11 protein-coding genes are annotated in these 13204 nt (G+C 41.6%); all 11 read right to left on the bottom strand.

Annotated features, from left to right (window positions below):
- Window positions 1-62: 62 nt before the first annotated feature.
- The 11 genes from DMZ48_RS03445 to DMZ48_RS03495 all read right to left on the bottom strand — a co-directional run bounded on the left by DMZ48_RS03445 (window position 63) and on the right by DMZ48_RS03495 (window position 13181).
- Entirely contained in the window at window positions 63-593 is a 531-nt protein-coding gene (locus DMZ48_RS03445; protein WP_143953688.1) for a YceI family protein, read from the bottom strand.
- 139 nt (window positions 594-732) lie between these two features.
- A complete protein-coding gene (locus tag DMZ48_RS03450; protein WP_143953689.1) occupies window positions 733-1560 on the bottom strand; it encodes a helix-turn-helix domain-containing protein in 828 nt (275 codons plus the stop codon).
- A gap of 138 nt (window positions 1561-1698) precedes the next feature.
- Entirely contained in the window at window positions 1699-2340 is a 642-nt protein-coding gene (locus DMZ48_RS03455) for a hypothetical protein (protein ID WP_143953690.1), read from the bottom strand.
- A 255-nt stretch (window positions 2341-2595) separates the two neighbouring features.
- On the bottom strand, window positions 2596-3150 hold the full coding sequence (locus DMZ48_RS03460) for a sugar O-acetyltransferase (protein ID WP_143953691.1): 555 nt from the start codon (window positions 3148-3150) through the stop codon (window positions 2596-2598).
- Between the two features lie 85 nt (window positions 3151-3235).
- Window positions 3236-3817, bottom strand: a complete 582-nt coding sequence (locus tag DMZ48_RS03465) for a YdeI/OmpD-associated family protein (protein WP_143953692.1) — start codon at window positions 3815-3817, stop codon at window positions 3236-3238.
- Window positions 3818-3916: 99 nt separating this feature from the next.
- Window positions 3917-6232, bottom strand: coding sequence for an ethanolamine ammonia-lyase subunit EutB (gene eutB / locus DMZ48_RS03470; protein WP_143953693.1), 2316 nt, complete (start codon window positions 6230-6232; stop codon window positions 3917-3919).
- Window positions 6233-6356: 124 nt separating this feature from the next.
- Window positions 6357-7916: a serine hydrolase gene (locus DMZ48_RS03475; protein ID WP_143953694.1), complete on the bottom strand. Its 1560-nt coding sequence runs from the start codon at window positions 7914-7916 to the stop codon at window positions 6357-6359.
- Between the two features lie 92 nt (window positions 7917-8008).
- A complete protein-coding gene (locus tag DMZ48_RS03480) occupies window positions 8009-8455 on the bottom strand; it encodes an RDD family protein (RefSeq protein ID WP_143953695.1) in 447 nt (148 codons plus the stop codon).
- 118 nt (window positions 8456-8573) lie between these two features.
- The gene (locus DMZ48_RS03485; protein WP_143953696.1) at window positions 8574-9869 is read right to left on the bottom strand and encodes a DUF711 family protein; all 1296 of its coding nucleotides are present in this window, start codon (window positions 9867-9869) and stop codon (window positions 8574-8576) included.
- Complete coding sequence (locus DMZ48_RS03490; protein WP_143953697.1) at window positions 9820-10185, bottom strand: DUF2200 domain-containing protein; 366 nt, start codon at window positions 10183-10185, stop codon at window positions 9820-9822. Before DMZ48_RS03490 ends, DMZ48_RS03485 begins: the two co-directional genes overlap by 50 nt.
- Before the next feature lie 80 nt (window positions 10186-10265).
- Complete coding sequence (locus DMZ48_RS03495; protein ID WP_143953698.1) at window positions 10266-13181, bottom strand: sugar-binding domain-containing protein; 2916 nt, start codon at window positions 13179-13181, stop codon at window positions 10266-10268.
- Between the last annotated feature and the right edge of the window lie 23 nt (window positions 13182-13204).

Here is a 13204-nt window from a genome sequence, read left to right on the forward strand (position 1 = left end):
GGGTAATAAGCTGATCGTAGCTATGAATTCTTTTCTGTTCACGTAATAATGTTGCCTTTTAATCAGGCTTTAACAAACTGTACCTCTGCAGCCAGTTTAACTTCATCACTTACCAGGACACCTCCGGTTTCAAGAGCGGCATTCCAGTTCAATCCGTAATCTTTACGGTTGAGTTTTCCAGATAATGAAAAACCAGCTTTTTCATTGCCATATGGATCTTTCATATATCCTCCGAATTCGACATCAAGAGTTATTGGTTTCGTAATTCCTTTAATAGTAAGATCTCCGGTAAGTTTATACTCCTCATCATCGATCTTCTTGATTCCGGTGCTTACGAAAGACAGTTCCGGATATTTTTCCACCTCAAAGAAATCTGCACTTTTTAAATGGGTATCTCGATCATTGTTATTCGTATAAACCGATGCGGCATCGATTTTGGCTGATATCGTTGCGGATTCAAAATTTTCGCCGTCTATTTGAGCACTAAAACTTGTGAACTCTCCTTTTACGTTAGAGATCATCAGGTGTTTTACTTTGAATGTTACTTCACTGTGTGTAGGATCTGAATTCCAGATCGCAGCTGTTGCTGACATATGATTTGATTTTTTATGTTATAAAATAATCATGGCCTGCAGGTTTGGGGCAACCTGGTTTTTAAGAACTATTGTTGGTACAAATGTCTGACAATTAAATAGTTGTTGGGTAATACGATCAGGAAGAAGCGTTGTACTTTTAGGAAATGAGCTTTTTCATTTCCCTTCTGAATTCGGTAGGGGTTTGTCCGGTTCTACGCTTGAAGACCTTGGAAAAATAGGCTTTTTCATTATACCCGAGTTCATATCCGATCTCAGCAACCGTTCTGGAAGTTCCGATCAGTAAATTTTTGGCTTCCGTCAGTTTACGGTTCTCGATAATTTCGGAAACGCTTTGGTGGATCACCTCCTGACAGATTCGATTCAGATTTCGTTCGGTCATGAATAGTTTTTCAGCATAGAAGGAAACCTTTTCCGCTCTTTTATAATTATCTTCAAGGATTAGTAAAAAATTTGCATAGGTTTCCATATTGGCACTTAACTGCTTTTCATCATTATCAGACATTGATGATTCACCATAAAGCATGGTGATGAGTGTGGTAAGCAATTGCTTTAGAATAGCCAGATCAGGGCGCTCCTGTCTGTATTCATCAAACATCATATCACACAATGTCGAATAACGGGTAAAGCAGCGTTTACTTGCCAACGAGATATTTGCACGATTATGGAAAAAGGCATATAGCCGAAATAAGGACTCAGATATGAATTCGCTTCTGAATCTAATGACCCAGAAATTACAAATTCCATTATGGGTTTGCGGATGCAACCGATGGATTTTTCCCTGAGTTACAAAACTGACAAATGGGGCATAGATGGTAGCATCTCCAAAATCTATAAAATGGCTTACTTTTCCTTCAACACCGACAATCAATTCTTCAAAATCATGTTCGTGTGGAATGATTTCCTTTCCCTCCAATGCTTTTGCATCTTCAGTAGTGAACTTGAATATTTTGAAAAGTTGCTGCACGATTGATCGTATTTAATCCTCCTGGGGTAGATATATAGCATTCGTTTAAAAGAATGCTAAAAAGTTCGAAGATTATATACTTCAAATTTAATGAATTATTCTTCAATTTAATAATTCATGATTTAGGTAAAGGACAGGTTAACGCTTGTTATAGCGCATGATTAGTTTATCTTCACTTTTGATCAGTTCAAACGGTTCACCCGTTACCGCATCGATCTCAAGGATCTCCACCATAGCCCGGTCCTTACCGAAAATATCGGTCTTATTGGAAAGCCTGTTTTCGATAGTATAGATATACTTGTATTTTTCTTTATCAAATGTAAGCCTGGGTTCTGACCTTCCGAATTCAGTCTTTTTGAGAATGGAATCTCCTATCGCTTCCGCTTCAGCTACTGAAATGAATTCATCGGATTCATTTTTCCAGACATATTCCGGGATAAAATCAAGATCGATGGACTCCAGTAATTCAAGATCGGCGTTCAGTTTTACCCAAAGACTTGAATCTCCGAATTCAGGGTAGCTGAAGTTCCATTGTATCCAGATCTCAGAGAAGTTCTTTTTTAATTTTTTATCCGGTTCGAAGGGTGTGAGTGGTTGGTTTCGATCAAAAACATAATAGGAACTGTTCGGAATTGCAAAATCAAAGAATCTAATCAAATCTGGCCCGACATATTCATAGAGATAACCTTTCGAGATCTCGATCGCATCGTCAGACATAAGTTTTTGAGCTTGCATAAGGGAACTGCTCAGGACAAGTAGTAAAAGTATTTTTATTCTCATTTTCTTTTAACGAATATTACGTAGGTCGTCCTGGTAATTTCAATCAAAAGAATTGGGAGCAGTTTCAGGGTTTGTTCGTTTTTACCCTAAGCTGTGAAGATAATAAAGTGAGTTGAATTTTCCTTCTAAAATTCTGTAATTGTATGTATTAACCGTCAAAATGGCCAAATCGGTCAGAAAATGCCTTCATTTTCTATTTTTCATTTTCTGATCTTTACTTGAATATACCCATGAACCTGGCGCATGGTTGCAGCCTTATTCATTGAGTTTCTTTACCACCTTTGCAGGATTACCAACGGCAAGGGTGTCGGCTGGTATATCTTTGGTGACCACGGAACCTGCCCCTATTACGGCTCGGTCTCCTATGGTTACTCCGGGGCAAATAGTAGCATGCCCACCTATCCAACATTCCTCTCCAATGGTTACGGGTTTACAATCTTCCCATATCCTTCGTTCTTCTATACCCAGCGGATGTCTGGCAGTATAGATATGGACTCCGGGTGCTATCAGTGTTTTTCTACCGATGGTGACTTTAGCTCCGTCCAAAATCACTGCGCCAAAGTTGATAAAAACCCCTTCACCGGCATAGATATGGTCTCCATAATCACAATAGAAGGGAGGTTCCAAATGAAGGTCTTTCGCAGCATTGGGACAGAGTTCGTTTATGGTGGCCTGAAATTTATCGGTATAGTATTCCGTAACGTTTAATTTGTGCAGGATATGCTTTACCCGGGTACGAATGGCGATCATTTCTGCGGAATGGGCATCATAGGGTTCACCGGCAAACATTTTTTCCTTTTCTGATTTCATAGGAATTGATTTTTTATAGAATCCTAAATTTATGAATTCCCTGGCGGACTGGCCATTTAATGGTGTCAGATTTTCTTCAGGTGATCTATTTGTCGTTTATTCCCTTTCCTATCAGAATGTCAGGAATATATTTTTCAATTCTGGAAACTCGTGTCTTTTCTTGTTTTGCCTGTGAAAAGTACAATAAATAGGCTCGCTGACGGCCGGGAGTAAGTGCATAGAAAGCAGTTTTAAGTCCGGAATTTTTATCAAAAGCACGGGTCAGTTCTTCCGGCACCTCATATTCCGAGGTCTTTTTCATCCTGACGTTTAAACCGGCTTTTTCAACTTCTACAGCTTCAAATATATAGGCTTTGACCACCGGTTTTAAAGTTTCAATCTCACTGATATCGGTAAATCGTATTTGCCGGGCTGCCTGAACATTTTTGGTTTGCTGAATTAAAATACCTTCCGTATCCTTCAGCAGGACGCCTTTATGAAAAAGCAAAGCACAGTATTCTTTGAATTGATGTATCAGCACTACATTACTATCCCGAAAAGTGTAACAGGGATGCATCCATTTGTATTCTTCGGTGAGTCCGCATTCGAGAATAATGGCTCTTAGCATACGCATTTCATTCTGCCAGGTACGGGCATTTTCCAGAAACTGATCTACTTTTGGGTTCATACCACAACTTTGATTTTCATAGGTAAAAGATAGGGTAATTTATGGAATCTTAGGTTTAGTAATATTTATTGATTTCGCATGGATGCACGGCAGCCGAATCTAAACATTTTGACTAATGAATAGTTTTTCGAGTTCTCTGATGGTAGCCATTGCAGCATTTTCAGGGATCAGTGCAGTATCTGAAATACCCGAGACCACTCTGGATATATTGTGATCAACGGTTCCTTTTTTACTCCATTCACCCGCCGTTGCGACACTTAGATAGGCTGAAAAATTATGATGTCCTGAACCGGGTCTTTCCCCTATGATGTGCACGATACCATAAGAGGCATCTTTCTCTGAATCGTTGCCAAATAACAATTCGCCACAAGCATAACCGGCTCTTACACGACCATTGGTTATGAAGATGTGGTCTTCACTGATCGTAAAGCCTTTTTCCTTGAGCTCTTTCCGCAATATGTTAAGGTATGGAAGGAGGTGGCCATTGTCCATCAGCGCCCTGGCATTAAGTCCGTCTGATATGATGATCTGAATATCCGGAAATATCGTATTCCAGTTCGACTTTATGGAATGTACCTGTTTTATGGCTTGCTCTGTAAGTGCTTCACCGGACTCAGGGTGGTAAACATAATCTTTCCGGTCTTTGGAAGCCGTGGAGATCACGGCAACGGCTGGTATTTGTTTGACGAATTCAGGATCGGTTTCAGTCCATAGACTGATCTTCGCATCGTCATACAGACGATGTATTTGTTCATTGAGAGATGGCTCCGGGTCCCAGTGATTGCTTCCATATCCCTGAGATATCGGTACACCACGACCTTCTATTCTGGCGATGAAATTCTTTCCTTCTTCATAGATTTCCGACAGGGGTCTTTGGTCACCGGTTTTCAATCGATATTTATAGTATACCCATATAGGATCACCAAAATGCGCTGTAGGATTACCCTGGGCATCTATTACTTCAAGTTTTTTAAAGAATTCCCACATAGCATCATTGACCTTATATCCGAACTGATGACGGATCCTGACATGGTCGCTGAAGGCCGTGGTGAGATAGCTTAGCATAGGGTCGTTCTTGGTGGGTAAGGCCATAAGATATGCCGGATTAGCTGGCATGATCTCGGTGATACACCAATCCAGGTCTTCCAGATTTATATCCATATGCAAGGTAGAGCAAATATCAAGCCCGATAGTGAGTCCGTGGAGTTTACCCATTGCGATATCTTCCAGACAGCAACGCACCAATTGTTCTTTTGATTTGAATACTTCAGGACCAATGAATCCTGCCACATCGTTTACATGCACCCACGAATTATTATCCTGTTTTAAGTCGTTGATGCGATATTTAAGTCCTCTCAGAAAACCATACTTTCTGGATTCATGCATCACCATATCAAATCCTTCTCCGTGACCATTGGTAAAGTCTGCACCCTGCCCGGTTTCGGCATAGAATCCGAATTGTCCGTCTCTGAGGGAAGCATATTTAAGCATTTTATCGATAGTGACGTCAAAGGTCTTGTTAGCGTTAACTGTTCCTGCAATACTCTGGAACCAGATACCTGTAGTACCAGGATGCTCTTTTTCAACTTCGGCCTGAATATCCACATGTGAGAGTACACAGTTTGGAAGCGTCTTTTCAAGTCCGAAGTCTGAAATGATCTTAAATAGTTCTTTTTCGATCGCTGCAACGGATTCAGGATCGCTGGACACCGGGTTTGTACCTAAGACCACATCGCCTACAGCGTAGGACCAGGCATTAAAAACCTGCCAGCTGATATCTTCAACATTGTCGGTGGGTGAATTGGGTTGTACCCTTGCTCCCATATATCCTTTACTGCCGATATTTGAATCTGGCAACGGATTAAATACTTTTTGACCGATAGTGATGAGTTCTTCGTTGGACATCAATTTCACCAGGCAAGCGATCACATCGCTGGAAAGTGCCGGCATGATCGATTTGATTTCATACTCGGGTTGTGACAGGATGAACCGCTTCAGTTCATTCATAGTCCATGTACCTACCTCCTCATTATTAGCGGTAGAAGTATGGATAAAATTCAGCAGCTCATCTTTATATACCGGGTGTAAATCGAGATCCTTTATTTTAGTATTTCCGAGTAGTTCCCTGGCAAATGATCTTGAAGATTCATTTAAAGCCGCGACCTGAAGGGTCTGATCACCTTCCTTGAATTCATTGGCTGCTCCCAGAAGTTGCTTATATTGAAGCATATTAAAAGAACCGTTGGTGCGATCGAGGTAGGAAAAAAGATCTTCACCTTTCAGGGGTTCGATGAATACTTTCGATGGTGCTGAGTTCTTTGAGGATCCGGCCGGGGTGAACAACTGGCATCGATTGAGCAAGAGTACCGAGGCACCCGCCAATCCGGTTTGTTTCAGGAAATCTTTTCTTTTCATAGCATCGGGATTAAGATAAAACATCCTTGTCTGCTAAATGTAAGGAATTAAGAATCAGTATGCAACAAGGGTTGGTGCCTGAAGATTTGATAATGACAGTATGAGGAGGTCTTATCGTTCCCGGTTATTCAGTCCTTTTTAACTTCAGGTCCTGAAAGTCAAAGCTAAAATCGATATCAGGAGAGATCCCTTTCATGGTGATCAAGGTGGCATTATCATTTTCGTCGACCTGAAAGGTAGCGAAGGCATCACATTCCATATCTCTGTACTCCCATGACACGGCAAAGGTGTTGGCATTATAGTAATACATACGCCCGTTGAGTTTAGGTGAACGTTTTGATCGCATCCAGAGTTCATCATTTTTTTGGTAGACCACTACTTCACCAAACCAGTCATCTTTATAGGTGCCTGTAAAGCGTTCTGTGTTGATCTTAGACTTTTTCATTTTATCCACTTTGTTCCATACGGCGGTAACTACAGAATCTGCTTCTGTGGCTCTTTGTGATAAGGCATTTTCGGCCCAGTCTAACCAGTTTAATCCTTCAACATTTATTAATTCATCCTTGATTTCGTTGGTAAGTGTTAACAGGCTGTAACCCCCAGGGTCGGAATTGGTAAGGATGATGATCCCGGCATTAAGCTCAGGTATCATGGTGATCATCGAAAGCATTCCTGGTAATCCTCCGGAATGTTGAACAATGGTATATCCGTTTTCATCTCTAAGGCTGAATCCGAGTCCGTATCCCTGATAATGATTGTTATAGATGCCTCCGCCCATAGCATTATAGTTCATATTCGTATGGATACGCCACAGTTCACGATGGTTTCGACGGGAGATCAGGGTGTCCGATTTCTCCTGGCCATAAAGGCCTTCGTTAAGGTGCATAGTTACCCATTTACTCAGGTCGTTAACGCTGGCATAGATCCCACCGGCAGCACCCAGCGAGCCATCAGCTTTGGTATAAGTAGGTATTTCTTTTAATTTACCTTCCTCGGTCTTATGCGGATAGGCTATGTTGGTGTACCCGTCGATATTTTGAAATATTCCTACAGAATTCTTCATGTTCAGGGGTTTCATGATTCTTTCCTGAACGAATTTATCCCAGGGCATACCACTTACTCGCTTTACTACTTCTCCTGCTACGACATAGAGGAGATTATCATAATCATATTTTGTCCTGAACGCAGATACGGGAGTTTGATATTGAAAACTTTTGATCACATCCTCCACTGTAAAATCTGCTCCATCAGGAAAAAACATCAGGTCGCCTGCCCCTAAACCGAGTCCACTGCGATGTGTTAGCAGGTCTGTGATCATAAAGTTCTCGGTAACATAAGGAGCATACATTCTGAATTCCGGGATATGATCTATTACCTTGTCGGTCCAATTCAGTTTGCCCTCGTCAACAAGGATTCCCAAAGCAGTGGTTGTAAATGCCTTGCTGTTCGATGCTATCGCGAATAAGGTGTTCTCATCTACCTTGGTTTCTTTTTTTACTGAAGTAATTCCATAACCTTTCAAATGGGTCACTTCTCCATTCTGAATGACGGCAACCCCAATACCGGCCTGGGGAAATCGGGACATCGAAACTTCAATAAGGGAATCGATAAAAGCCGAACTGACTTTGTTTTGTGCTGTACTTAGAAAAGGAATAACAAGAAAAAGAAATAATATTTTTCGCATGGTTCACTAGTTTTGCGTTACCTAAAGTAGGGAAATTATGCGAAATGGCTCACAGTGATTACTATGATCGAATGTTAAGACTTTATATTTTATTACTGAAAATCGGATTTATCTTTTTTGTTGGTACTTTCCACGATGGTCTGAGCCCACATGTCGCCAAGCCTTTGGTGCTTTTCAGAGGTTGCGATAATGATCATACCCACTAATCCGAAAAACCACATATCGACAGGGTCCAGTAAATGTCTTTTTAAAGATTGGCCAAAGAAAAGGTCATCTGAGAGGCCGCTGACAGATCTCGGGCGGAGTTCCATCAATGAATTTCCAAGGGTTCTGCCGTGTAGTTGCTCAATGCCAATTGTGAAGATGCCCCAAATGCCTATAACCCCCATGGATTTTAAAGTCCCCAAATGGTATCCTCCTGAAAAGTCCTGTTCTCCCATAAGAATGGCATAGATACAAGTGCATAGAAAAATGATCAGGTAATCTATAATACCGGCAATTATTCTTCTTAGGAAATACTTTTTGTGTGGATTGGTCATAGGTAACGGACAAAAATTAGTATTGGGGCTTGCGGGGAATATAATATTATGGGGTAAAAATAAAAAGATTCAGAAATCAGGGGGTAAGAATCTTACAAAATTTTAATCTTAGAGGCTATTACCTAAGCTTCATGATGGTGGCAGCGGTCAAATGAGGATTGTTGAAATCCACTGCATCGCCCGGTTTTTTTCCCGGTACCGGAAAGAGACGCGCAGAAAGGGCTTTGTTAAAATATTTTAAGGATAGCGTGGCCACATCCAGGTAAGTGTTTTCAAGGGTTTCGATGGAAATGTCTCCTCCCAGGGGCACTACGTCCAGGCCGGTGCCGGATACGGAGGAAAATAGCAGTAATTCTTCGACTGTATATCTTTCTTCCATCGCTCTTTTAGCGAGTACCGGATCTTCTATAACCGGAAGCATTAATCCTGAATATCCACATGATCTTACTTTAAGACTTTTGATCACTTTTGTAATGATCGCACATGCACTTAGAGTGGAAGTATTCCCAAAGGGTACTCCTGTGAGTGCTTCGATGGCCTTCCCGATACTGGCATCGAGTCCGGGAGCCGGGGAGGTATCGATACCGTCATAGTGCCAGGTATCAGATTCCAGGTATAGCGCAATGCGTTCAATGGGGAGGAACTCTCTGTTGAGTTCAGTTCGGAGATTTTCTTCAGCATTCATCCAGTCAGAATTATCAAAAACCCTGGTAATAAGATTCGGATATTCAAGCCCGATCGCAAAGCGATTATCTCCCTGATGGGTAGCAGCGGGAAAGAAAGGAATGTTTGCAGGGCAGTTTGCAGAGGCGGTGAATCTGAAATTCGCTTCACCATCCACACTATTATCCGCAAGGGCTTTGCAAATAGCGGCAGCCGTTCGAATTGTATTGTAATGAATTCCGTACTCTTCCGAAGCTATGGAAACATTGAAGCTGATGTTTTCAGTATGATTCACCAGTTTGACGACCCAATCAGCCATATCCTCTTTATACCGGTTTCCCTTCACCAGTTGACCAACAGAAAGTGCTACTTCATTTTTAAGTAGAAGATTGTCGATCATTATTAAGTCTGATAAGGTTTGTTCATCCGGTGAGTCAGACATTAATAAATAAAGATCCTGTGTAGTGATTCTCAGGGTTTGAACCACATAGCCGTTTTCTTCATAGCGCTGTTTTGAACTTTTCAGAAAATCGATGGCATGCTTTATGGATAAGGTGTCTGAAAGACTGTTTAAATTCACACCTGCAGTAATAGTTCTGATCCTGAAATCACGGCCAGGTAGCTCCTGAGCTTTAGCATCAGTAATTGCCAGTGTCAGTAACACCATCCATATAAGTTTCAAGGATCTAAAGCGCATATCGTTAACCTTCTCTAAGGATCTTCTCCATTTTACGTCCTTTTGCCAGTTCATCGACCAACTTATCGAGATATCTTACTTGTTTCGTCAGGGGAGTTTCTATTTCTTCAATACGGTAGCCACAGATCACGCCGGTGATGAGTTGGGCATTCGGATTTAAGGTGGCTCTTTCGAAGAAAGTTTCAAAGGTGGCCTTTTCGTCTATCAAACCCTGTAGTTGTTGCGGATCATATCCGGTTAGCCATTGGATGACTTCCTGGAGTTCTTCAAGAGTTCTGCCTTTCTTTTCAACCTTGGTGATATAATGGGGATATACGGATGAAAATGTCATTTTAGCGATACGTTCATCATGTTTGCTCGTTGTAGTCATATTAAATAATCTTTTGTAGCTTTAAATTAAACATTTTAAATTTTCTTAAACCTGGTAAAAACCATTTTTTTACCGGTTACTCATTCTACCAGATCATAGCCACTGGTATTACTGTCGTCATTCGTCTTTCTGGTTTTTAATTGTTTTACACCCTCCCCATAGATCACCTTTAAAAGGTTATCGCTGGCGATCTCGTTTTTCGGTACAAATTCATCGGATCCCATATATGAAAGGATCGATTTCAATAATGTATTTGCAGTGACATCTTCGCGGTCACTGAGATCGGTAGAACAAATGAACAGTTTGCCTTTTCCAACCTTGAATTCAAAGAGAACTCCAAGCTTCGAACTCCTCTCAAAATTATCTACCGCCTGCACGATCGGTCTATAACCGGGATCAGTATTATCGATCATAATCGGGTGGGACTTTTTCATCAGTGACCACCATTGCCAGTTTGAATGATCTTCGGTAGGGAAGTTATTAAAAACGGGATGGGTATTATCGATCAGAAGACCAAGAGTCCCCGGTGAAACCGGCTTATTATTATTCTCGCAGATCTGTTTGAACATGGGGTAACACCAGTAATCACTCATGAACAATCCTCCGGTGGAGTTCTGTGCAATACTTTCAGGATCCGGAATCAAAAGTATGTTCTTTCCGTCATTCAGCTGTTTGATAACAGATGCATCAAGTATGGTAGTGATCATGACCGATTCTGGTTTCTGAATAGACGTGGTCGGCGGATACACCCATATTTCATAATCGTTGGTTATGTCACTGGCTATCGTTGACAATGTAAGCACTAATTTCTTTGCAGCTGTAACAGTATTCAGTGGAATCTGAATACTTCCGGCTTCGGTTATTTTTCCCTGATTATAGGTAAAGCTCTCAGTTTTTCCTTCTGTAATGATAGGGCCATCAGCGATCTTTAGCTTCCATGAAATAGCTTCGTCCTTTAGATCGTCGGCTCCATAATTTATGGCGATTAGGTCGGCGATAAATACTTCATCATTTTGCCAGATACGTTTTGGCATTTCAGCCTGAATGGTTTGTGGTGCACAGGATTGGCGCCATTTTTCGGGGGTTATGATTCCTTTGGAATCCATAAAGGCGTCAAGCATACCTACCAGGGCGGTTCCCTGTCCCGGGAAATCCTGAAGATCCAGGATTTGAAACCCTCCAAATCCAGGGGTACGCATGGAGATCTCGTTATCATCCTGATAGCACATAGCGGCATGTTTTCCTGAAGCCATAAAGAGTTCTTTCCAATAGGGATACATATTTCGTTCGATCATGCGCTGACGAAATACTTCAAAATTCCGGGCTTCCAGTACCCCGGTATATTTGTCGGGTTCATCAAAATCTGGCATTACCTGATACTGACCAGTCTCATGACCGATAGCCGGAACTTCACAATATTTCAGGGCATTGTGGAAATTTCGGGTGGTATTTGGAAACTGACCGTTGAGCATTCCTCCATCCGGATCATCGATATAGGCAAAGGAAGCCCTTATATCATTTACGAAGTTTTCTTCCCGCTGTTTGGTTCTTGCAGAAACAAAGAAATCTTCATTGGGTTGTACCTCCGGATCCCAAAAAAAGTTATTTGAGCCCTGTGCATAAAGAATACTGCTATCATAAGATTTCAGCGAGTCAACCACCGAAGCAGTACGTTCCCGGTCTCCGCCTAGTTCATTACCCAATGCTAACATAACAAAGCTGGGGTGGTTGGAGTAGGCTTCCAGAATATTCTTTCCTTCCTGTAATTGAAAGTTGTAGTGCGCGGTATCATTTTTTTCGAAGTAGCGCCAATTCGGCAATTCTGCCTGCAGGTAGATTCCAACGATGTCGGCAGCCTCGAAAGCTGCCTCCGGAGGGGTCCAGCTATGAAAGCGCACATGATTAAGTCCGTATTCCTTGCAGATCTTCATGTAACGCAGCCATTCATCCTTGGTCATTGGAGGGTAACCTGTCAAGGGAAAGACACAGGCGTCATGCTTTCCACGGAGTAAAATGGTCTTATCATTGGCGGTGAATTGGGTGCCTTTGGTTTTGAAATCCAACATGCCAAAGGTATACGTCCCATCATCTTCAAAACTTAGATCCTTGTTGGTTGAGGTCTTTAAACGAACAGAAAGGTTATACAGTCCGGGTTCGAATTCATCCCAGGTCATAAAATCATCCCCCATCTCATAGAATTTCGTGAGGGTTATCAGGTTTTCTTCTGCTGCAAATTCAAAAGTTTGGGTGGAAATTGGTGCCTGAGTTCCGGTTAAAGATTTGGCCTGTAACACCAGAGACCCTTCCAATTTATAATTGTTGGGATTGGTAATTTGGACCACCGCTTTCACCGCTTTATTTTTTACATCGGGAAAGAGTTTAACCGATTTCAAATGTACACTTTCAGAGGCACGAAGTTCGATTTTTCCGATGATACCATTCCAATTGGTCTGCGTATGGCTCGCCAATGCATGGGATCCGCCGACCGGAAAAAGGTCTTTGGAATTGTCTACTGAAATGGTGAGTCTATGATTTCCAGGTTTCAAAGCCGAAGAAAGGTCATAAGTATGAGGAGCAATGAGACTTTTTCGAAGTGGAAAATACTGATCGTCTACCCATACTTCGGTGGCTTTGGTACGTTCGAGGAATAATTCAATATATTTTCCTTCCCAATCAGTCGGAATTGAAATTTCACGCTGATACCAGGCTTTGCCTTCATAGATGAATTTTCGAGTCAGATAATTGACTTCCACTGCGTCATTCTCAGTCCCTTTCAGATTCTCATCAGTAGTTCCAGGAAGTTCAACCAGCTCTTCGAAGGTTTCATTAAACCACTGCGCTTCCTTGCCGATATTGTTCCGGTCAAGTTTAAAGTTCCATTGACCAGACAGGTCTATTTTATCGATTGTTGATTTTTCTTTGGTACAACCTGTGATGGTCAGGGAGATCAACAGGATTACAAGGGTACGGAATACGTGACGATCATTTTTTCTCATATCGTTTAGAAATATAGGAATAA

Origin of the sequence: Robertkochia solimangrovi (assembly GCF_007279655.1) — a bacterium.
Taxonomy (GTDB): domain Bacteria; phylum Bacteroidota; class Bacteroidia; order Flavobacteriales; family Flavobacteriaceae; genus Robertkochia; species Robertkochia solimangrovi.